A 21,747-nucleotide genomic window follows, 5' to 3' on the forward strand; every position below is an offset into this window, starting at 1 on the left:
GGTCATTATGGCAGATATTAATTCAGTAGAAGCAATTATAAAGAATGGTGAAGTAATAAATTCAGGGATAAAGACTAAAGAGCAGGAAGCAGCGTCTAAGACTGCCCCTAGTGGCTATGACAAAGATGCCTTCATGCAGATCCTTGTAGCGCAGATGAAATATCAGGATCCTTTGGAGCCGACATCCAACACTGAATACATTTCACAGTATGCAACGTTTACACAGGTTGAGCAGCTTTCCAATATGGCCAATGCGATGTCGCTTTCCAGAGCATCTGAGATGGTCGGAAAGACGGTTGTTGTCAGCCAGACCAATCCGGATACCGGAACGACAACTGAGGTTGAAGGTGTTGTTGATTTTGTCACTTACAGCGGAAACAAAGCTTACCTGAACATTAACGGAACAAACTACGACATCGACGATGTGGCTCAGGTTCTTGACCCTAACTATACTTCAGCTGTTGAAGCGGTAAAAGACTTCCAGAAGGCAATTGACAAGCTTCCAAACAGCCTTGACCTGGTAACAGAAGAGGATCATGGACTTACAATCGATACCATGTATCAGTACTACACTGAGAACATGGAGGAGAGAGCTAAGGGCATGATGGATAAGAATTATGTTACAGCACTTCTTCAGTATGTAAACCGTATCGATGACATCAGAGGTGACACTCACAGGACCTTTGCAGAAAAGGCATAACCAAAGCTACCGGAGGACAGAAAAATGATAATGGATGATCGTCAGTATATGTCAATAGGACAGGTCCAGGATCAGTTTTTGAATCCTAAAACTCCTAAAGTAGGCAAAGAAAACAATTCTTTGCCTACAGGAGAAAATTCTTTTGCATCTGTTCTAAATAAAATCAAAGATGGTGCCGATAATATTAACAGTGAAGGAGCTGTTAAGTTTTCTAAGCATGCCATGAACAGATTGAGCATGAGAAACATAGAGCTTACACAGGATCAGATGCAAAGACTTTCGCATGGAAGAGAAGAAGCCATGGAAAAGGGCATTAAGGATTCACTTATCCTGGTTGATCAGCTGGCATTTATAGTAAATGTACCCAGCAGCACAGTAGTGACAGCAATGGATCAGACAGAAAACAAAAGCAACGTATTCACAAATATCGACGGAGCAGTTATTGCATGATTGGACCGAAGCAGGTCAAAATGGGTGGACGTGCCCTGACCTGCCAGGAAATCTTTTAAATCCGGACAGACTGCCGGGTTTATCCGCAAAAGCTTCGTCCGAAGTCGCAGTTTTAATTTGATGGAGGACAATGCCTTATGATGAGATCACTTTATTCTGGTGTAGCGGGACTCCGCACACATCAGACCAAGATGGACGTACTTGGTAACAACATTGCTAACGTAAATACAACTTCTTTTAAATCCCAGTCAATCACATTTTCAGATCTTATGTATCAGACAACACAGACAGCATCCGGCGCAACAGCTACAAAGGGTGGTGTTAATGCTCGTCAGATCGGTCTTGGTGCAAAGAGTGGCGCGATTGCAACAGCAATTGAGTCTCAGGGTGCTACTCAGACAACAAACAACCCATTTGATATCATGATCACAGGAAAATCTTTCTTCGTTGTTAACAACGGAAAAGAGAATCTCTACACAAGAGACGGCTCCTTCTATGTAGACGGTGCCGGAAACCTTGCTATGCAGTCAAACGGATATTTGGTTCAGGGATGGGTTGCTCAGGAAGATAAAGAGACCGGTGAGATTAAGATTAACAGAAACGGTGGACTTTCATCGCTTCAGATCATGAGTGCAGGAAACTCTACATATTCACCTGCATCTACAACACAGGCTCTTTACAGTGGAAATATCGATGACAACGACACAAACGTAACATCTGATGATGGTAAGACAATAACTCTTGAGTTCTATGACAACAAGGGATATCTCTACACCGGTAAGTTTACACTTAAGGATACAGGAACAGATCACCTCTTCTCAATTCAGCTTACTGATATCATTGATTCTGACGGAAATTCCATCGGCGCAGAGAGAATGGCCGGTGTTAAGTTTGGTACAACAGAGCCTTCCGAAGCTACTGTTGATCCAGCATATGAGGTAGTTGTAGGAGCAACAACATCAACTGTAAATCTCCTTGCAGGCGCTACAGAGTATTCAGGTGTACCTGCATCCGGAACACTTGCTGATCTTATGACTTCCAGCAGGTCTTCATATGCCGGACTTCTTCAGAAAGTTTATAACATTTCTGATAAAGACGTAAATGACGGAACATTGGGATATTCCAAGACATCGCCTTATACAATTGATGCCACAAGCGGAACACTTACAATTACTTATGATCAGGAAGTTGACGGCGGATCAGCTAAGCCCAACGGATACACATATAACACAAGTAATAGTATGAACTATTACGTTGATAAAAACGGTACCGGCAAAGCTTATCTCATGCCTACAAATACAAGTGACAGTGTATCTAAACTCAGCACAGCGCTTAAGACTACTCTCAAAAATGTATACAGAGATCAGGGCGCAACAACAACTGTTACTGATGCTGATTTAACAAAATATACCAATGCCAATTATGACTATGTATTTACAAGCAACGGAAGTGGCGACGACAGTTTCACAATTTATGCTGCTCCAAACATTGAGACAACAGCTACTGCAAAAGAGACTTCAAAATCTGATCTGTCAAAGTATTACACAGATTTTACCGATCTTGAGGCAACACAGGCTTATGCAGACTATGATGAGGAAATCTTCTTCACATATTCAGGTCTTGATAAGAGCAAGCTTACAACAGACAGACAGCTTACAGTATATGGATCAAAGCTTTCCGATGCGACAACGACAGAGGCTGTTAGTGCTGCGCAGATTGGTACAATTACAGGAATTGAAAAAGATGTTGTACTTTCATACAGCAGCCTTGATGATACTCAGAAGCTCCGGATGGCAGAGGCTCTTAAAGCAGCAGGTGCAATTTCATATGCTGATGGTGCTGCTGACGATGTAAAAGTTGCTCAGTTGAACAACTACATGACTGATGGCGGATATACTTACTTCAGAATAAATACATTAACCGGAACTGACGGCATCGGTTTCTACAAAACTATGCCTGAGAAAGTAGCAGATACTTCAAATGTTTTATATACAGGACAGGCATTTACAAGAAGACTTACAGCCAATGAGACAGCTTTCCCTGCAAGAGCAGCATCAGAACTCGGCGCAGTTTATACAAACTCTGAAGACTATTCAGCATATGTTCTTAAGGGCACAGAGAAGACAGTTGGAGATTATAATGCTCAGTTCCTGAATGATGTTTATGGACTTGATGCTTCAAAATTCAGAGCAAATTATCAGGTTTCCATAGCGTCAAACGGACAGATCTCAATCTATCAGACAATGGAAGCTCAGCCTCAGATCAATGCGAATTATGGAACACAGCAGGCTTCAGACGGTTCTGTTACATATGTAACAAAAACTGATACTGTAGCATGGACAGATCTTCCAAATTCCGGCAATATCAGTGATCTGCTTGCAACAGCTGAGGGAAAATATAAGGGACTTCTCAGTAAAGTTTATAAGGTAACTGATGAAGATGCTGATGCTTACGGTACAGACGGAACATATTCAATAAACGCAGACGGAAGTATTACACTTACTACAGGAACACAGACAGTACAGCTTAAGTTCAATCCTGCTACAGGTGCTCTTACAACAGCTAACGGAAAATCCACAGGTCTTGTTGATCTGGTATTTGATCAGTCAATCCCCGGAAATGAGGCATTTGGTTATCAGAAGCAGTCCAATGACGGTGAAGAAGCAATCCCCGGAAGACTGACAGTAGATTTCTCAACAGTTACTAACTACAATACACAGGGTGCATCTACAATCAAGGCTGTAAAGGGTGACAAGAAGTCCCTTAACACAGGTCGTGCGGTTGGTGAGATGAACGGTGTTAACGTAAGTACTGACGGACAGATCTTCGCAACATATTCAAACGGCCAGACGAAGCTCCTTGGACAGATTGCATCAGCAGAGTTTGCCAATGCATCAGGTCTTTCAAAAGAGGGCGATAACCTCTATGCATCAACACTTAACTCAGGTGAGGCAACTATTCAGGATATCACAACAGATGGTGGCTACATGAATACCGGTGTTCTGGAAATGTCAAACGTAGATCTCTCAAGAGAGTTCACAGAGATGATCACAACACAGCGTGGTTTCCAGGCAAACAGCCGTATCATCACAGTATCAGATACACTTCTTGAGGAGCTTACAAACCTTAAGAGATAATATTAAAAGGCACAATCCATCAATAAATCATTCCCCTTGGAATACGTCCGTTCCAAGGGGATTATTTTTTTTATTTTGGACACAAAATATTCGCTTGCAGGTAACAATAATACATGGTAGTCTAATCACTGTGACATTTTTTTACAAATTATTAAGGAGGAGAGTATGGACGCTAAAACAACAAGCATTGTGGCTTATCTTTCACTGATCGGCCTTATTATTGCTTTTGCAGCAGGTGACAAAGAGGGTGCTAAGTTCCACCTTAACCAGGCACTGGTTATCACTCTTTTTTCACTTCTCGGAGTTATTCCTATCGTAGGAACAATCTGGAGCCTCTTTATGGTAGTTTGCTGGATTCTTGGACTTATCGCAGCAATCAACCAGGAAGAGAAGCCTGTACCACTTATCGGTGGCATTAAGATCATTAAATAATTAAATGATTATGTAAGACTTGGAGTCGGGAATTCCGTAAACGGAGTTTCCGGCTCTTTTTCTTATATTTATTAAAGAAAAATTTTACCAAATTAATACTGTTTTCTACATGGAAAAGTGGTACAATGTTTTTAATACCACAATATCTAGTACTATGCCTAAGTATATGTTGTGGTATGTCACGGATGAGTTGGTGGGGGATAAGGATGTCTTAGAATAATATTTCATTATTCGATCCCGAACGTGAAATTATGTTACAAATATGTCCAAATTGTGAACAAAAATAGCTGATTTTGCGCAAAATGAGTGGTAAAATTAATATAGGCGGAAATAAAATTTCATTTTGTGGTGAAATTTTTCTAAAAGCGTGAAATTATGAGTAGGATTATTGAACTTACCAAACTGGACACAAGGAAAATATTGATCAATCCAGACATGATCGAGACTGTTGAAGGAAATCCGGATACAGTCTTGGTTTTGCAGTCTGGAAGGAAGGTTCTGGTAAAAGAAGATATAGGTGAGATATACAAGCTGATCAATTCATAATACATACAATAAATTCTCAAAGGAGGAAATGTTGTGGATATTGCTACATTGCTTGGTGTAGGACTATGTTTCGTTTTCATGATCCTGAGTATTGTGTTCTCGGCAGGAATTGCGGGTGTTCAGTACTTCCTGGATGCTCCGTCTGCGATGATCACCTTCGGTGGTGCTTTCATGGCGGTTCTTGGTTCGAGAAGTATGCCCAGCTTTATCAGCGGACTCAAATCTTATACGCTTATCTTCAAAATGCCGAAAGATGATACCAAGTCTGTTATAAAGAGCATTATTGATCTTTCCAATACGGCGAGAAAAGAAGGACTTCTTGCTCTTGAAGAAGCAGCCGGCAACCTGGAAGATGCCTTCATGAAAAAAGGCGTTATGCTGATAGTTGACGGTACTGAGCCTGAGCTTGTTAAGAGTATTCTTGAAGCTGAGATCGATGCTATGGCTGAGCGACATAAAGAGAACTATTCTTTCTTTGGCGATGTTGCAGGTATGGGTCCTTCCTGGGGTATGATCGGTACCCTTCTCGGACTGGTTCTGATGCTTCAGAACATGTCGGATCCGTCGTCTATCGGACCGTCCATGGCGGTTGCCCTCATTACAACATTCTATGGCTCGGTTCTTGCGAACTGGTTCTGTTATCCTGCAGAGAATAAGCTTAAAGCTCGTAGCAACGCAGAATATATGGTTAAGAGCATCATTATAGAAGGACTTCTTTCTATTCAGGCAGGTGAAAACCCGCGTGTTACTGAAGAGAAGCTTAAATCCTTCCTGTCACCTGCAGACAGATCTGCTTATGAAGCCGAGAACGGCAGTGGCGATGGAGGCGGAGAATAATGGCAAAAAAGCAAGAAGAAATAAAACCCGGCTTGCCGGCGTGGCAGGGTACCTTTGGAGACCTGATGAACCTTCTGCTTTGCTTCTTCGTATTGCTTTTCTCCATGGCCAATATGGACGCGGCTAAATTCGAAGAGGTAGCAGCATCCTTCAGCCAGGCTTTTAGCGTATTCTCAGGTGGTGAAATGGCTATAGGTCAAGGCGCACTGATAGGAGACGGCGTTTCACAGCTCAATCAGTTATCCGCATATGTAACTTCCATGGGACTTGCGCAATCCGGTGAGGATTCCGACGAGAATGAAAAGGCTGTCGGGGATATGGACCAGGAAGAACTTATGGATGCCGCTGAGGCAGAGCAGCTTGAAGCATCCGCAGAGCTCGCCGAGAAGATAGAGAAAGCTCTTGATGAAGGCGAGATAGATGATATGGTATCGCTGAATTATACAAGCCAGTATGTTGAACTTACTATACAGGGTTCAATTCTGTTTGACTCAGGTAAGACAGAGATCAAGGAAGATGCAATCCCTGTAATTGACAAAGTGGGACAGATACTGGAGGCATATGCCGGAGGCACCATTGATATTGAGGGACATACGGATAACATACCGATGTCTGGCGGCGGCAAATATGCCAACAATGATGAGCTCAGTTCCGGAAGAGCGCTTTCGGTCTTTTACTATCTGACTGAGCATACAAACCTTGATCCTTCCAAGATTGTTCATACAGGAAGAGGCCAGTACGATCCTATTGCTGACAATTCCACTGATGAGGGAAGAGCTCGTAACAGAAGAGTTGAGATAAAGATATACAATCCTTTAAGCGGTTCATACTAAACAAGGAGACTAACACTTATGAAAAAGAATTTGTTATCAATCATTATCCTTGCACTTCTAGTAGTTAACCTCGGCATGACAGGTTTTATGATGCTTAGTGTCATGACCACCAATTCACAGACAGCCAAGCTTATCTCTGATATAGCTGCTGCCCTTGAACTTGAGGCAAACGGCGGCAATACCGGAGGATTCTCAGGTTCGGCATCAGGAGTTGTTGCTGTAACAGATATGGCAACATGGGGATTTACCGGCGATGAGAAGCTGACAATTGCGCTTAAGCCCGGCGAAGACGGCAAAGCGCACTACATGGTAGTTGAAGTGGTGTTCTCGATGAACAAGGCAAGTGCAGATTATGCGACTCTCGGAACAGAAGAGAATCTTGCTAACGTCAAAGAGGTTGTTAAGTCAGAGATAACCAATACGCTTGCAAGTTATACGATGGAAGAACTTCAGGGCGGAATGGATGCAGTTGCAAGAGAAACTATCCTTGAGAATGTTCAGGCGATGTTCAATTCAAACTTTATTTATGACATCAGCTTCTCAAGCGTTCTTTATTCTTGATATAGGTTTTATGAAAAGAGATTTTGTTAAGGAGACTAAACATTGAGTGAAGTACTGTCACAAAGCGAAATAGATAGCCTGTTGTCAGCACTCAGTACCGGTGAGCTTGATGTGGACCAGATGCAGGCCTCGGACGAAAAGAAGGTCAAGGATTATGACTTTAAACGTCCGGCCAAGTTCTCAAAAGAGCATCTTCGTACTCTGGAGATGATCTACGAACACTATGGGCGTCTTTTGTCCACAACATTGCCGCTTTACCTGCGTAAGAACGTTACTGTATCGGTTGCTAACTCTGAGACGGTTACATATTCTGAGTTTTCAAATGCGCTGAGTAACCCGGTTATTCTCGGAGTAATCAGCTTCTTGCCATTGCAGGGAACAATTATTCTGGAGCTTCAGGCCAATATTGGATTTTCCTTCATAGATAGAATGCTTGGGGGTGAAGGAAACGGACTTGATAAGCCAAGGCCCTTTACAGACATTGAGATGCCACTGATTGAGAAGCTGGTAACCATCTGTATGCAGCTGATGGTTGAACCGTGGCAGAACGTTGTTGCCATCAATCCGGTAATGGAGAGAATTGAGACCAATCCTCAGTTTGCTCAGGTTATATCACCGACTGATATGATCGCCATCGTAACACTTAATATAAAGATTGGCGATACAGAAGGTCTAATGAATGTCTGCCTTCCGTATTTCACTTTAGAGAGTGTTATGGACAAGCTGAACACCAAGTTCTGGTTCTCAACAATGCAAAAGAATGCAGAAGAGGACTACGAGGAACACCTGGAGACTATGGTGCGGCATGTGGATGTTCCTGTAAAAGCAGTTCTTGGAAGATGCAATGTTTCGGTAAATGATTTTGTTCATCTGCAAGCCGGAGACATCATAAGGCTTGATAACAGAGTTAATACAGATATGCAGGTATATGTGGGCAATATCTACAAATTCACGGCGTTGCCCGGTACCGCAAAAGACAAATATGCCGTACGTATTACGTCGGTTGTAAGAGAGGAGGAAGAGTAGGAGCATGGATGGAATGTTATCTCAGGACGAAATTAATGCTTTGCTGGCCGGTATGGATACATCCGGTGGGGGCGACGCTGCACCTGCAGATGCTCCTGTTGATTCGGGGATGGAGGCTCCTGCTGAGGCTGCTGCCGCTACGGCGCCGGCAGGTGGAAGTGGAATTGATGAGTCTCTTTTGAATGATGCTGAAAAAGATGCAATTGGTGAGGTTGCCAACATCAGTATGGGATCTTCAGCTACGACGCTGTATTCCCTTGTTAACCAGAAGGTTAATATCACAACACCTCAGGTAGAACTTGCCAATTGGGAGAACGTCATCAATAACTATGAGAGGCCTTGTGTATTTATTCAGATCAAGTACACGGTTGGTCTTGATGGCACCAATATCCTTATTTTGAAGGAACATGACGTTATGGTTATCACCGACCTCATGATGGGCGGTGACGGAACCAATACGGACGGTGAAATCGGTGAGCTGCAGTTATCAGCTATTTCCGAGGCAATGAACCAGATGATGGGTGCTGCTGCCACATCACTTTCCACCATGATCAATCAGAAGGTTGATATCAGCCCGCCACAGGCTACTCTTCTTGATATGATTAATGATGATCCTTCAGATATCGCTGAATTCCTGACGGGAACTTTCGTTAAGATTTCCTTCAAGATGCAGGTTGGAGATCTTGTGGATTCAACTCTTATGCAGTTGTATCCTATTGATTTTGCCAAGACTCTTAAAGATACGGTTATTACCGGTGATGCCGGTTCTTCAGAACCTGAGCCCGCTCCGGCACCTGCTCCTGCACCGGCACCTGAACCGATGCCCGCTGCTGCACCACAGCCTATGCCGGGAATGGATCCGTCAATGATGGCTGCGGGACCTATGCCTCAGATGGCAATGCCACAGATGCAGATGGCGATGCCGCAGATGCAGATGGCGCCTCAGATGATGAATATGAATATTCAACCTGCTCAGTTCCAGACCTTTGCCGGCGGAACAACCATTATGGCAGGCGGTGAGAACATAGGCATCATCAAGGATGTTCCGCTTGAAGTTACAGTTGAGCTGGGAAGAACAGCCAAGCCTATTGCGGATATCCTGGACTTTGCACCCGGTACTATCATAGAGCTTGATAAAGTTGCAGGTGAGCCTGTAGATGTTCTGGTTAACGGCAAGTTCGTAGCAAAGGGCGAAGTAGTAGTAATCGAAGAAAGTTTTGGCGTTCGTGTGACCGAGATTGTTCAGTAAGATAGGAGCATAGACTATGGATTCTTATTTACAGCTTATATCTATGCTCGTTATATTCGTGATTGTTCTGGCTGTCACATATTTTTTTACAAAATGGATGGCAGGATACCAGAAGGAAAAGACAGCTTCAGGTAACATTGAAGTTATCGAAACTGCGAGAATCTCAACCACCAAGTATATTCAGATAGTTCGTATCGGTGGGAAGTACGTAGCTATCGGTGTTGGCAAGGATGAGATCACAAACTTAGGAGAATTATCCAAGGAGGACCTGATTATCAAGGAAGATGATCCTGAAAACAATATGAGTTTCAAGGAGATCCTTGAAAAGATTAAGGGTGATAAAAAGAAGTAAATGGGTAAGAACAGGGGAGCTGGGATTTTTAACAAAGAGATAATGTATCTTTTGAGGAGAGGGCTGGTGTCAGCCCTTGCCTGTCTTGCCATGTTTTCCTTTTTAGCATTTTCTATTCCCCTTACGTCTCATGCGACAGAGAACATAATAAGTGATACAACGCCCACTGATCCTACCGTCGACCGAGATTCCAATCTTACAGGCACGCAGGATGAGAGGACAAACATTACAGATCCGGGGTCGGCAGAAACACCGGATGATCTTAAAAAGCTTAATATAGCCAATACTGTGACTATTACCTATGACAACGGAAACGGTATGTTGAATGGATCCTTGAGGATCCTCATTACACTGACGCTTATTTCGCTCGCGCCCACACTTGTTGTAATGATGACGTCCTTTACCAGGATCATCGTCGCACTTCATTTTACCCGTACAGCCATAGGTACACAGACATCGCCTCCCAATATGGTATTGATTGGGATTGCTTTGTTTATGACACTTTTTATCATGCAGCCCACTTTGACAGAGGCTTATAACACAGCTGTGATTCCTTTTGAAAACGGCGATATGGAGCAACAGGAGTTTTTCACAGAGGTTATGAAGCCCTTCAGACAGTTTATGTATGGCCAGACCCAGATTAAAGACGTAAAACTCTTTATGCAGATTGATGGCTTGGATTGGGATGGAGAACTGGAGAGCATTCCCAATGTGGTGCTGGTTCCAAGTTTTATAGTCAGCGAACTCAGGACAGCCTTTATTATAGGCTTCCTTATATATATTCCGTTTATCGTAATCGACATGGTTGTTGCATCGGTACTTATGAGTATGGGTATGATGATGCTGCCGCCTACCACCATATCGCTTCCGTTCAAGATACTTCTTTTTGTTCTTGCGGACGGATGGAGCTTGATTATCGGTAACCTTGTCAAATCGTTCTATTAGTGAACAGAAGGGAGCGCATAATGATCTCACTGGCGGATATTAATCGAATAGTTTCGGAAGCCTTGATGCTCATAATACGAATGTCGCTTCCGGTGCTTCTTACTTCAATGATAATAGGTCTGGTTGTATCTATTTTTCAGACCGTTACATCTATTCAGGAACAGACACTTACATTTGTGCCAAAGGTTATCGGAGTGTTTTTGATGATCATGCTCCTGGGAAACTGGATGATGACAGAGCTTTCCGGTTATATCACAAATCTTTGGTCGGATTTTTCAAAATATGTACGCTAGGAGTGCAGGATGATCAATCATACCTTTAGCTACGGCGATTTTGAAGTATATCTTCTTATCGTCATGAGGATAATGAGTTTCATCTTTGTATGCCCATTTTTCGGAGGAAGGCAGACGCCCAATTTGGTCAAGATTGGCTATGGGCTGCTTCTATCGGTGCTTTTATACGGAGCTGTTCCTTTTTATCCTCCGAATTACAACACTGTTGCAGGATATACGGTCATTGTCTTAAAAGAAGTAATGGTTGGCCTTTTGATCGGCTTTGCAGTTACGCTATGCCAACAGATTGCTTCTTTTGCAGGAAGCGTTGTGGATATGCAAATCGGTCTGTCGATGGTTTCAATGATGGACCCGGCTACAAGCCAGCAGGTTACAATTACCGGCTCGCTTTATTCTCAGTATCTTACCATCGCTTTGATAATAACCGGAATGTATCAGTATATTTTAAGGGCGCTGGTTGACTCTTTTACCCTTATACCCATAAACGGTGCTGTAATAAATACTGACCGTATGCTTAATACGATGCTGAATTTTATGAAGGATTATATAGTCATAGGATTCAGAATTTGTCTTCCGATATTTATTATTACCTTTATAACCAATGTTATTCTTGGAGTTCTGGCCAAGGTTTCTCCACAGATGAACATGTTCTCTGTGGGTATTCAGATAAAAATAGTTGTTGGTCTTGCAATAATGTTTATTACTGTGACAATGCTATCTGATGCTTCGAACTTTATTTATATCAACATGAAGGAGATGATACAGCAGTTTGTATACAGCATGCAGAGCGGCTGATACTGATGGCCTTTTAATTAAATATAATCTGCAGTTTTTTGCTGAGGATGCAAACGGTGCTGAAAAGACCGAGCAACCAACCGCTAAAAAGCTTGACGACGCAAGAAAAGAAGGGCAGGTGGCAAAGAGTCAGGAAATTGCCACTGCGTTTACTTTACTTGCGCTGTTTGTCATTATCAGAGTAATTTATCCCTTTATGGGAGAGAATTTCCAGACACTTTTTGAAAGGGTCTACAACAATATTCCGAATGTAGCGAGAACTTACGACGGAATGCTCCCTATTGCTTATATAAGGAGTATCCTCACAAATGCGATCATCACTATGTTACTGATCGCTGCTCCGTTTTTTATAGTTGCATTTATAATTGCTTTTGTTTCTGACCTGGTACAGGTCGGGTTTAAGCCTACTTCGAAACCGCTCCAGCCCAAGCTTAGTAAGCTCAATCCCATAAGCGGTATGAAAAAGATCTTTTCCGCAAGAAAGCTCTTTGATCTGGGCAAGTCAATACTTAAGCTCGTTGTTATGGGTGCGGTGATTTTTTCGTTTTTCACAGGCAGAACGGAATCTCTTTTCCTGTTATATGATATGCCCCTTAAGCAGGCAATCGGACTTATGGGAAATCTTATAATTGATCTGGGATTCAGGATTGCTGCTGCTTATATGGTTATAGCATTCATTGACCTCATCTATCAGAGAAGAAAGTTTAACAAGGATATGATGATGACCAAGAAAGAGGTCAAGGATGAGTACAAGAACTCTGAAGGAGATCCTCAGGTCAAAGGCGCTCAGAAACGTAGGATGATGGAGGCGTCAAGGCGAAGAATGATGCAGCAGCTCCCTCAGGCAGACGTTGTCATCACGAACCCTACTCATTATGCTGTGGCTATTAAGTATGACGCCGATGAAGCAGATGCACCTATAGTTGTTGCCAAGGGTGCTGATTATCTGGCACAGAAGATAAAAGAGATCGCGAAGGATAACAAGGTTGAAATTGTAGAGAACAAACCTCTTGCCCGTATGCTTTATGCAAATGTCGAGGTTGGCGAAATGGTTCCGCCTGAACTCTATAAGGCTGTAGCTGAAGTTCTGGCTTACGTTTATCACTTACAGGGTAAGGTATGAAGAAGAAACAATTAATCTGACGGAAGGAGGATAATGATGGATCTTAGTAAAATCAAGAATCGTGTATTTGATTATGGTCTGGCGCTTTATATCGTTGCGGCTATTGTCATGCTCATTATTCCGCTTCCGGATTGGCTGTTGGATATCCTGCTGGCCTTTGATATGTCGCTTTCATTTGTGATCATGTTTACGGCCATGTTTGCAACGGATGTGCTGGAGATGTCATTCTTCCCGACAATCCTGTTGTTCACGACAATTTTCCGTATTGCGCTTAACGTATCGTCCACAAGACTTATTCTGACCCAGGGAAGCGCAGGTGAAGTTATTGAAGTATTCGGCTCCTTCGTTGGCGGCGGCGATCTTATCGTAGGAGCTATCGTATATATCATTTTGATCATCGTACAGCTCATGGTAATCAACAAAGGTTCCGAGCGTGTAGCTGAAGTATCGGCACGTTTTACATTGGATGCCATGCCCGGTAAACAGATGGCTATTGATGCGGATCTTAATACCGGTGCAATAACTGATGCGGAGGCCAAGAAAAGACGTGACAAGATTCAGGAAGAAGCAAGCTTCTTCGGAGCCATGGACGGTGCTACCAAGTATGTAAAGGGAGATGCTACCGCCGGTCTTATCATCACCGCTACAAACCTTATTGGCGGAATAGCAATGGGTATGCTAAGAAAGGGCATGGATGCGAATACGGCCATCAACACCTATTCAATCCTGACCATGGGTGACGGACTTGTAAGCTCGATACCTTCGCTGATGATTTCCATGTCAACAGGTATTCTGGTAACTAAGGGATCCAAAGAGGCAGATTTTGGACATCTTCTTATCGGACAGCTTTTTGGAACGGCCAAAACATTGTATTTGGTTGGAGCGGTTGTGGCAGGCCTCGGTATCTTTTCACCGCTGCCTACGGTCCTCTATGTTACATTCGGTGCTTCATTTATTCTTCTCGGAAGAGTTGCCGGCCAGACCATGGAAGAGGTGGCAGTTGAGGGAGAAGTTGCAACGGAGGAAGAACAGAAGGCTGAGGAGATAAGGCAGCCCGAGAACGTTACAAGTCTTCTTCAGGTTGACCCTATTGAACTTGAGTTTGGATACGGAATCATTCCTCTGGCAGATGTAAACCAGGGCGGAGACCTTCTTGACCGTGTTGTAATGATCAGAAGACAGATAGCGTTAGAGCTCGGAACAGTGGTTCCGATTATCCGTTTGAGGGATAATATTCAGTTGAATCCCAACCAATATATCATTAAAATTAAAGGTATACAGGTCAGTGACGGCGAGATCTTGTTTGACCACTATATGGCCATGAATCCCGGACATGTTGAGGAAGAGATCACCGGAATTCCTACAGTTGAACCTTCCTTCCATCTTCCTGCTACCTGGATCACAGAAGGACAGAGGGAAAGAGCTGAGAGCTTCGGCTATACCGTTGTTGACCCGCCTTCTATCATTGCTACACACCTTACAGAGATCATAAGAGAACATATTGCCGAGCTTATGACGAGGCAGGATGTACAGAATCTTGTGGACAACCTCAGAGAGAACAATCCGGCTCTGGTGGACGAGCTTGTGCCTAAGCTCATGAGTCTTGGTGAAATCGAGAAGGTACTTCAGAACCTGCTCAGCGAGGGAGTTTCCATACGTGATCTCGTAACGATATTTGAAACACTTGCAGATTTTGCACCTTCAACTCATGATCCTGACATTCTTACGGAATATGTAAGGCAGAGCCTGAAGAGAGCAATATCCAGTAAGTATTTTGCAACGGGAGAGACGACCAGTGTACTCACCCTCGATCCAAAACTTGAACAGGAGATAATGAGCAGCGTCAAACAGACAGAAACAGGCGCGTTCCTTACTCTTGATCCTGCACGAACCAAGTCAATTCTTACTGCAGTTGGGGAGAATATAAAAAGACTTGAAGATGCCGGTAAGATGGCGATCATCATGGCATCTCCTATAGTCAGGATGTACTTTAAGAAAATGACTCAGGATTATTACAAGGATCTGATTGTAATTTCTTACAACGAAGTTGAACCGACAATCGAACTACAATCTGTGGGGATGGTAACGGCATAAGATGATTATTAAAAAGTATGTTGGAAAAACTGAAAGTGAGGCTACAGAAGAAGCCAGGAGAGAACTTGGACCGGGTATTGTTGTAATGACGGTCAAACCGTTAAGAAAAACCGGATTTTTCTCATTCTTTTCGCCTCAAAAAATCGAGGTGACTGTGGGACTTGAGGAAGAAGCCGAGAGGCCCCAGAGGACTTTTTCGCCTCAGAAGGATATTCGTCCGGCGACCAGAAAGACTGCTCCGTCAGAGGATATCGCACAGAGAGATACTATTCTTGCTTCGTCAAATATGACAGCTGCCAAAGCTCCTGATATTAAGGATGAAAACAGTGCCATTGAGGAGAAGCTTGATAATCTCAGCAATCTTCTTGAAAAGAACTTTCTCAAATCCGAGAAAGCAGAAGCTGAGCAGAGAAGTGTATCTCCTGAAAAGGCTGAGGAGCCTGAAAAGAGCAATAAGAACGAGGACATTTCCGAAGAGACAATGTCTTTTATCAAATTGCTGTATAACACGCTGATTGAGAATGAAGTTGATGAGATTTACGTTAATCAGTTGACGGACGAGGTAGAAAAACTTGCCAAGCCCGGAATGCCTTTTGATTATGCACTCTCAAATGTATATCAGAAAATGGTCCTTAAGTTCGGCAAGTCTGAGCCTATCAAGATGGATCATGACGGACTTATGGCTGAGATTTTCATAGGACCTACAGGAGTCGGTAAGACAACAACTATAGCTAAGCTTGCTTCAGAACTTAGTGTGACTCAGCACAAGAAAGTAGCTCTGCTTACAGTTGATACATACAGAATTGCAGCTGCCGAGCAGCTTAGGACCTACGCCTCAATCCTTGAAATACCGTTCAGGGTTATATACTCAGTTGAGGAGATGAAGCAGGCGGCAGAGGACTTCAGGGACTACGATTATCTGATGGTTGATACCGCGGGTCATTCACTTCATAACGATGAACTTAAGGCCGGCGTAGAGAGCTTCATCAGAGTTCTGGAAGAAGAGATGGACTGCGAAAACTATCTTGTTCTTTCTGCAACCACAAAATATCGCGATCTTATTGAAATCGCTGATGCTTATTCTGAGATGGTTGCTTACAAGCTGATATTTACCAAGATGGATGAGACCGGTGCAAAGGGGAATCTCTACAATATCAGAATGCACACCGGATCTCCGATTGCTTATATTACAAACGGTCAGAACGTACCGGATGACATCGCTGTTTTTGATGCTCAGAGAATCGTTAAAAATCTATTGGGTGGAAAGAGCTGAATTTGTTGGGTGTTAATATATGGATCAAGCGCAACAGTTAAGAAATATTATTAAAAATCAGAGTAAGCCTCAAAGACCTCTGGCAAGGATCATAACCGTTACCAGCGGAAAGGGAGGAGTCGGAAAGAGTAATGTAGCTATAAATCTTGCCGTTCAGTTCAGGAAGATGGGTAAAAGAGTTATCATTCTCGATGCCGACTTTGGACTTGCCAATATAGAGATAATGTTTGGCACAATTCCCAAACACAATCTGAGTGATCTTATTTATCAGGGCAAAAATATAAAAGACATAATTACCTGGGGACCGGAAGGCGTAGGATTTATATCCGGAGGCTCCGGTATATCGGGTATGTATAATTTAAGCCGTGATTATCTTGTTTATATAATTGTCAATCTGGCTCAGCTCGATGCAATTGCTGATGTCATAATAATTGATACCGGCGCCGGAATTTCAAGTGCGGTTATGGAATTCCTCGTGGCCAGTGGTGAGATTATTCTTGTAACCACTCCTGAGCCGACATCTATAACAGATTCGTATTCTCTTTTGAAGGCACTTAATCAATCACCGAGGTTCTCTAGAGAAAATACAAAGGTAAAGGTGGTATCCAACAGAGTATCATCAGATGATGAGGGACAACAGCTCTTTAACAAGTTAAACGCTGTTGTTGCAAGGTATCTCAAGCTTCCTTTGACATATCTTGGCGCCATCCCGCAGGATCAGATGCTTGCAAGAAGCGTAATGCAGCAGTCACCTGTTTCTCTTCAGTATCCGAATGCTAAGTCTGTTAAGGCATTCGAGAACATCGCAGGGACTTTAATGAATCCGGGAGAAGCAACAGAGGTCAAACAGAGAGGAATGGCAGCATTCTTTTCGCATATTATTACCGGCAGGAAACTGTCAAGCACGCAGATCTCCGCAAATGCTACATCCGGAGCACCGGTTTCACCAAATTAACATCTATCGTGTTATAATATAATTATCAAAATAATGGAGACAAATAAATGCTCACTGACTACATTTCACCGGGCAACAGGGTGGAGCTAAAAGCCACAGGCAAGATTTGGATGGACGATGATTCCCGTACCAAACACATCTACATGAGCAAGATAATGGACGTTACCTCAGATGATCGCATTGAGGTGCTGATGCCTTTTGAGAGAGGCAAGATCGTTTTGTTACCTGTAGATGGCGAATACAGCATGTGCTTTTATTCTACAAGAGGCCTGTTCCAATGCTTTGCCAAAATCGTTGACAGATACCGCAGCGATAATATGTATATTCTCGTAATGGATCTGACAAGCGAACTTCAAAAGCTTCAGCGAAGGGAATACTACAGATTCAGCTGTGCGCTTGAACTTAAATCGAGACTGTGTTCCAAAGAGGAACTTGAAGCCTTTGAGATGAACAGGAAGTATCTGGTTGACCCCGGAGAAGATCTTCAAAAGAGCGTCGTTGTTGATATTAGCGGTGGAGGACTCAGATTTGTAGCCAATTTCCGTTATGAGGAAGGAAGCACGATATACTGCGCATATTCTCTGCCGGGGAATGTAAACAACAAAGAGTATGAAATGATCTGTAACGTGTTAAAGGTACAGGAACTGGAATCAAGACCGGGGCTTTTTGAACACCGCATCCAGTACGTGTATATTGACGAGACTTCCAGAGAAGATATCATTCATTTTATCTTTGAGGAAGAACGAAAAATCAGAAAGAAGCAGACTTAATTATGAAAAAAATTCTACTAATTGATGACTCTGCACTTATGAGAACCGTCCTCAGTGATATTATTAATGCAGATTCAAGATTCCAGGTTGTTGACAAGGCCAAGGACGGAGTAGAAGGCCTTGAATTTTTGAAAAAGAATACTTATGATGCTGTAGTTCTTGACATCAATATGCCTCGTATGGACGGTATTACGATGCTTAAGGAACTTCAGAAGAATAAGATCAAAGCCAGAATCATGATGGCCAGCACCGATACCAAAGAAGGTGCAAAGGTTACCATGGACTGTCTGGATCTGGGCGCTCAGGATTTCGTACATAAGCCTGACAGAGCTTCGGAGTGTAGAGGAGAAGAATTCGGTAAACTGTTTATCAACACTCTTGCAGCTGTGGCAAACAGTAGACTTCCTGTAGCAACCAAGGCGTTCTCTTTCGAAGAAGCCAAGGAATCCCGCAAAGTAGTTGAGCTTGTAACAAAATCTGCAAGTAAGATCACCGGTAACAGGATTGTTGCCATAGCGAGTTCAACCGGAGGGCCGAGAGCACTTCAGTCGGTTATTCCGAAGCTTCCCAAGAATCTTAAAACACCGGTTGTACTTGTCCAGCATATGCCTGAAGGCTTTACTGCATCACTTGCAGAGAGACTTGATTCTCTTTCAGAGATCAAAGTCAAGGAAGCTGCCGAAGGCGATCAGCTTCAAGCAGGAACGGTTTATATTTCCCGAGGCGGTAAGCATATGCACATAGTCAAAAGCGGTGGTAAGAGTACCATTCATTATGTGGACGGGCCGACAAGAGAAGGCGTAAGGCCGTGTGCAAACTTCATGTATGAATCCCTGATGGACTCAGATTACGACGAGGTATGTTGTGTTGTTATGACCGGAATGGGAGCGGATGGTACAGAAGGAATCAAGAATCTAAAGAGCAAGAAAAAAGTACATGTAATCGGACAGGAAGAGAGTACCTGTACCGTTTATGGAATGCCCAAAGCTGTAGCAACGGCTGGGCTTGTGGATCAGGTTGTTAAACTTGATAACATTGCCCAGGAAATAATAATGCATGTCGGTGTGAATTGAGGGGTTTCATTACTTTTTTATAATTCTTTAATCTAAATTTCTTAAATTCCTCCATTCAGAAAGCCGATATAATGTTCAAAAGTATGCGATAATAAGTGTACAGTGTTGAACATCAATCATTTCTCATGGAGGTAAATAGGTTATGGATGTTTCCCAGTATCTAAGTGTCTTTCTCGATGAAGCAAAGGAGCACCTTCAGTCTCTAAATGACAATATCATGGTTCTCGAGCAGGATCCTGAGAATGAAGATTGTATTAATGAGATCTTCAGATCGGCGCATTCTATGAAAGGTATGGCCGGAACAATGGGCTATACCAGAATGCAGAATCTTACTCATGACATGGAGGATGTATTCTCAGACGTACGTGGCGGCAAGATTAAGATCAAATCTGCTGATATTGACGTTCTTTTGCAGTGTCTTGATGCTATTCAGGGCTATGTAGACAATATCACAGAGAATCAGGACGAGGGTACTGAGGAGCACCAGAATATTATCAAAGCTCTGGCAGATATTAGAAACGGCACAAGCGGCGGTGGTGATGCAGCGCCTGCAGCTGAAGCTGCGCCCGCAGCAGAAGCAAGTGCAGGTGGTGATGCACCGGCAGCCGGAGCTGATGGATCTTCGGATTACAGAGCAATCAAGCTCGATCCGTCTGTAAAGTCTACATTGGAAGAAGCTGTAGCACAGGGTAAAAAGATTTACGGTGTTACGGTTCATATTCAGGAATCCTGTATTTTGAAAGCAGCAAGAGGCTTCCTTGTATTTAAGGGCCTTGAAGAAATCGGTGAAATTGCTGTTTCCGATCCTACAACACAGGATATCGAAGATGAGAAATTTGATTTCACATTCAGTTTAATTGTTATCACAGATGAATCAAAAGAAAAGGTTGAGGAAATAGTTAAGGCTGTTTCTGAGGTTGAAGGCTGCGAATGTGGCGAATTTGACCTTAATGGCGCAAAGAACGCCGAGGAGAAGGAAGAGGCACCTGTGGCTGCAGCACCTGCAGCAGAGGCTCCCAAACCAGCAGCAGCTCCTGCTGCTCAGACTCCTGCAGCAGCACCTGCGGCAGGCGGCGCCGGTGGCAAGAAACCGGTAGGAAAGCCTGTTGTTAACAGAACAGTCCGTGTTGATATTGAAAAACTTGACGTTCTCATGAATCTGGTAAGTGAGCTTATTATCGCCAAGAACTCACTTATTTCAGCAGCTAACACATCAGGTGTAAGTAACGGTAATGTAAACGAGCAGATTGAGTACCTTGAAAGTGTAACCACAAACCTTCATGAATCAGTTATGAAAGTTCGAATGGTTCCTATCGAGAGCGTACTTCAGAAATTCCCTCGTATGATCCGTGATCTTAATAAGACACTTAATAAGAAGATGGAACTGACCATGACCGGTGAAGATACAGAAATGGATCGTACCGTTGTTGATGAGATCGGTGATCCTCTTATGCATCTTATCAGAAACAGTGCCGATCATGGTATTGAGTCTGCAGAACTTCGTGCACAGCGCGGTAAACCTGAAGTTGGACAGATTTTCCTTCATGCTTTCCAGGATGGTAACAGCGTAGTTATCGAAGTAGGTGATGACGGTAACGGTATCGATGCGGAAGCAGTTAAAAATAAAGCTATTGAGAAGGGAGTTGTAACTCCTGAACAGGCAGCTCTTTTAACAGAGAAGCAGTGTGTTGAGCTTCTGTTCCATCCGGGATTCTCAACCGCCAAGCAGGTATCTGAAATTTCAGGTAGAGGCGTAGGTCTTGACGTTGTTAAGTCAAAGGTTGAGTCCCTTTCAGGTGAAGTAACCGTCAGAACAAAGCTTGGCGAGGGATCGACATGGGTTATCAGACTTCCTCTTACACTTGCTATTATTCAGGCTCTGATGGTTATCATCGGCGAGGAGAAATATGCTATTCCTCTTGATTCCATCCAGAGTATAGAAGATGTAACTCCTTCAGATATCAAGCTTGTTGAGAATAAGGAAGTTATCAATCTTCGTGGAAGCGTTACTCCTATTATCAGACTTAATGAAGTTCTTGATACAGAGTCTACAAAGTCCACTGATGAGGACATGGTAGTTGTAATTACCAGAAAGGGCGATCAGTCCTACGGACTTGTTATCGATGAACTCATGGGCCAGCAGGAAATCGTTATTAAACCTCTTGGCAAGTATACAGCTAAGTGCAAGCTCATAAGCGGCGCTACTATCCTTGGTGATGGTGAGATAGCACTTATCCTTGATACAAACTCAGTTATCTAAGAGTTTTGGCTGCATATTGTTGATATGAAAAAGAAAGGAAGAT

At 43.2% G+C, this 21,747-nt stretch carries 21 protein-coding genes; all 21 read left to right on the plus strand.

The window, feature by feature from the left end; all coding sequences use genetic code 11:
• The first annotated feature begins 7 nt into the window (after positions 1-7).
• The 21 genes from G590_RS20265 (at position 8) to G590_RS0101225 (ending at position 21,704) form a co-directional block, all read left to right on the plus strand.
• Positions 8-700, plus strand: coding sequence for a flagellar hook capping FlgD N-terminal domain-containing protein (locus G590_RS20265; RefSeq protein ID WP_022763826.1), 693 nt, complete (start codon positions 8-10; stop codon positions 698-700).
• Positions 701-724: 24 nt separating this feature from the next.
• A complete protein-coding gene (locus G590_RS0101130) occupies positions 725-1,150 on the plus strand; it encodes a TIGR02530 family flagellar biosynthesis protein (protein ID WP_022763827.1) in 426 nt (141 codons plus the stop codon).
• Between the two features lie 137 nt (positions 1,151-1,287).
• Positions 1,288-4,287, plus strand: a complete 3,000-nt coding sequence (locus tag G590_RS21795; RefSeq protein WP_022763828.1) for a flagellar hook-basal body complex protein — start codon at positions 1,288-1,290, stop codon at positions 4,285-4,287.
• A 165-nt stretch (positions 4,288-4,452) separates the two neighbouring features.
• The gene (locus G590_RS0101140) at positions 4,453-4,719 is read left to right on the plus strand and encodes a hypothetical protein (protein WP_022763829.1); all 267 of its coding nucleotides are present in this window, start codon (positions 4,453-4,455) and stop codon (positions 4,717-4,719) included.
• 375 nt (positions 4,720-5,094) lie between these two features.
• Positions 5,095-5,265, plus strand: a complete 171-nt coding sequence (locus tag G590_RS20965; protein ID WP_022763830.1) for a flagellar FlbD family protein — start codon at positions 5,095-5,097, stop codon at positions 5,263-5,265.
• A 33-nt stretch (positions 5,266-5,298) separates the two neighbouring features.
• Complete coding sequence (locus tag G590_RS0101150) at positions 5,299-6,102, plus strand: motility protein A (protein WP_022763831.1); 804 nt, start codon at positions 5,299-5,301, stop codon at positions 6,100-6,102.
• Positions 6,102-6,935: an OmpA/MotB family protein gene (locus G590_RS0101155; RefSeq protein ID WP_022763832.1), complete on the plus strand. Its 834-nt coding sequence runs from the start codon at positions 6,102-6,104 to the stop codon at positions 6,933-6,935. The genes G590_RS0101150 and G590_RS0101155 overlap by 1 nt, the downstream gene beginning before the upstream one ends.
• Before the next feature lie 18 nt (positions 6,936-6,953).
• Positions 6,954-7,496, plus strand: coding sequence for a flagellar basal body-associated FliL family protein (locus tag G590_RS0101160; protein WP_022763833.1), 543 nt, complete (start codon positions 6,954-6,956; stop codon positions 7,494-7,496).
• 42 nt (positions 7,497-7,538) lie between these two features.
• A complete protein-coding gene (fliM, locus tag G590_RS0101165; protein ID WP_022763834.1) occupies positions 7,539-8,522 on the plus strand; it encodes a flagellar motor switch protein FliM in 984 nt (327 codons plus the stop codon).
• A 4-nt stretch (positions 8,523-8,526) separates the two neighbouring features.
• Positions 8,527-9,771, plus strand: a complete 1,245-nt coding sequence (fliY, locus tag G590_RS0101170) for a flagellar motor switch phosphatase FliY (protein WP_022763835.1) — start codon at positions 8,527-8,529, stop codon at positions 9,769-9,771.
• A gap of 16 nt (positions 9,772-9,787) precedes the next feature.
• The gene (locus G590_RS0101175; protein ID WP_022763836.1) at positions 9,788-10,123 is read left to right on the plus strand and encodes a flagellar biosynthetic protein FliO; all 336 of its coding nucleotides are present in this window, start codon (positions 9,788-9,790) and stop codon (positions 10,121-10,123) included.
• Positions 10,124-11,068 (plus strand): flagellar type III secretion system pore protein FliP, encoded by a 945-nt coding sequence (gene fliP, locus G590_RS18000; RefSeq protein ID WP_022763837.1) that lies wholly within the window; start codon positions 10,124-10,126, stop codon positions 11,066-11,068.
• Positions 11,069-11,088: 20 nt separating this feature from the next.
• A complete protein-coding gene (fliQ, locus tag G590_RS0101185; protein WP_022763838.1) occupies positions 11,089-11,361 on the plus strand; it encodes a flagellar biosynthesis protein FliQ in 273 nt (90 codons plus the stop codon).
• 9 nt (positions 11,362-11,370) lie between these two features.
• Positions 11,371-12,156: a flagellar biosynthetic protein FliR gene (locus tag G590_RS0101190; RefSeq protein ID WP_022763839.1), complete on the plus strand. Its 786-nt coding sequence runs from the start codon at positions 11,371-11,373 to the stop codon at positions 12,154-12,156.
• Positions 12,131-13,279: a flagellar biosynthesis protein FlhB gene (flhB, locus tag G590_RS0101195; RefSeq protein WP_022763840.1), complete on the plus strand. Its 1,149-nt coding sequence runs from the start codon at positions 12,131-12,133 to the stop codon at positions 13,277-13,279. The genes G590_RS0101190 and flhB overlap by 26 nt, the downstream gene beginning before the upstream one ends.
• Positions 13,280-13,315: 36 nt before the next feature.
• Positions 13,316-15,373 carry a flagellar biosynthesis protein FlhA gene (flhA, locus tag G590_RS0101200; protein ID WP_022763841.1) on the plus strand — a complete coding sequence of 686 codons (2,058 nt, stop codon included), beginning with the start codon at positions 13,316-13,318 and terminating at the stop codon, positions 15,371-15,373.
• 1 nt (position 15,374) lies between these two features.
• Positions 15,375-16,646, plus strand: a complete 1,272-nt coding sequence (gene flhF / locus G590_RS0101205) for a flagellar biosynthesis protein FlhF (protein ID WP_022763842.1) — start codon at positions 15,375-15,377, stop codon at positions 16,644-16,646.
• Between the two features lie 19 nt (positions 16,647-16,665).
• The gene (locus tag G590_RS18005; RefSeq protein ID WP_022763843.1) at positions 16,666-17,601 is read left to right on the plus strand and encodes a MinD/ParA family protein; all 936 of its coding nucleotides are present in this window, start codon (positions 16,666-16,668) and stop codon (positions 17,599-17,601) included.
• Positions 17,602-17,648: 47 nt separating this feature from the next.
• Positions 17,649-18,371: a flagellar brake protein gene (locus tag G590_RS0101215; RefSeq protein ID WP_022763844.1), complete on the plus strand. Its 723-nt coding sequence runs from the start codon at positions 17,649-17,651 to the stop codon at positions 18,369-18,371.
• Between the two features lie 2 nt (positions 18,372-18,373).
• On the plus strand, positions 18,374-19,444 hold the full coding sequence (locus tag G590_RS0101220) for a protein-glutamate methylesterase/protein-glutamine glutaminase (RefSeq protein WP_022763845.1): 1,071 nt from the start codon (positions 18,374-18,376) through the stop codon (positions 19,442-19,444).
• 142 nt (positions 19,445-19,586) lie between these two features.
• Complete coding sequence (locus G590_RS0101225) at positions 19,587-21,704, plus strand: chemotaxis protein CheA (RefSeq protein ID WP_022763846.1); 2,118 nt, start codon at positions 19,587-19,589, stop codon at positions 21,702-21,704.
• Positions 21,705-21,747: the final 43 nt, after the last annotated feature.

Origin of the sequence: Butyrivibrio sp. XPD2006, assembly GCF_000420865.1 — a bacterium.
Lineage (GTDB): Bacteria > Bacillota > Clostridia > Lachnospirales > Lachnospiraceae > Butyrivibrio.

Coding starts and splice junctions, on each gene's coding strand:
- G590_RS20265 (WP_022763826.1), top strand. CDS start 8: ATGGCAGATATTAATTCAGTAGAAGCAATTATAAAGAATGGTGAAGTA.
- G590_RS0101190 (WP_022763839.1), top strand. CDS start 11,371: ATGATCAATCATACCTTTAGCTACGGCGATTTTGAAGTATATCTTCTT.
- flhA (WP_022763841.1), top strand. CDS start 13,316: ATGGATCTTAGTAAAATCAAGAATCGTGTATTTGATTATGGTCTGGCG.
- G590_RS0101215 (WP_022763844.1), top strand. CDS start 17,649: ATGCTCACTGACTACATTTCACCGGGCAACAGGGTGGAGCTAAAAGCC.
- fliP (WP_022763837.1), top strand. CDS start 10,124: ATGGGTAAGAACAGGGGAGCTGGGATTTTTAACAAAGAGATAATGTAT.
- fliY (WP_022763835.1), top strand. CDS start 8,527: ATGGATGGAATGTTATCTCAGGACGAAATTAATGCTTTGCTGGCCGGT.
- G590_RS18005 (WP_022763843.1), top strand. CDS start 16,666: ATGGATCAAGCGCAACAGTTAAGAAATATTATTAAAAATCAGAGTAAG.
- G590_RS0101155 (WP_022763832.1), top strand. CDS start 6,102: ATGGCAAAAAAGCAAGAAGAAATAAAACCCGGCTTGCCGGCGTGGCAG.
- G590_RS0101160 (WP_022763833.1), top strand. CDS start 6,954: ATGAAAAAGAATTTGTTATCAATCATTATCCTTGCACTTCTAGTAGTT.
- G590_RS0101140 (WP_022763829.1), top strand. CDS start 4,453: ATGGACGCTAAAACAACAAGCATTGTGGCTTATCTTTCACTGATCGGC.
- fliQ (WP_022763838.1), top strand. CDS start 11,089: ATGATCTCACTGGCGGATATTAATCGAATAGTTTCGGAAGCCTTGATG.
- G590_RS21795 (WP_022763828.1), top strand. CDS start 1,288: ATGATGAGATCACTTTATTCTGGTGTAGCGGGACTCCGCACACATCAG.
- G590_RS20965 (WP_022763830.1), top strand. CDS start 5,095: ATGAGTAGGATTATTGAACTTACCAAACTGGACACAAGGAAAATATTG.
- G590_RS0101130 (WP_022763827.1), top strand. CDS start 725: ATGATAATGGATGATCGTCAGTATATGTCAATAGGACAGGTCCAGGAT.
- G590_RS0101175 (WP_022763836.1), top strand. CDS start 9,788: ATGGATTCTTATTTACAGCTTATATCTATGCTCGTTATATTCGTGATT.
- G590_RS0101220 (WP_022763845.1), top strand. CDS start 18,374: ATGAAAAAAATTCTACTAATTGATGACTCTGCACTTATGAGAACCGTC.
- flhF (WP_022763842.1), top strand. CDS start 15,375: ATGATTATTAAAAAGTATGTTGGAAAAACTGAAAGTGAGGCTACAGAA.
- G590_RS0101225 (WP_022763846.1), top strand. CDS start 19,587: ATGGATGTTTCCCAGTATCTAAGTGTCTTTCTCGATGAAGCAAAGGAG.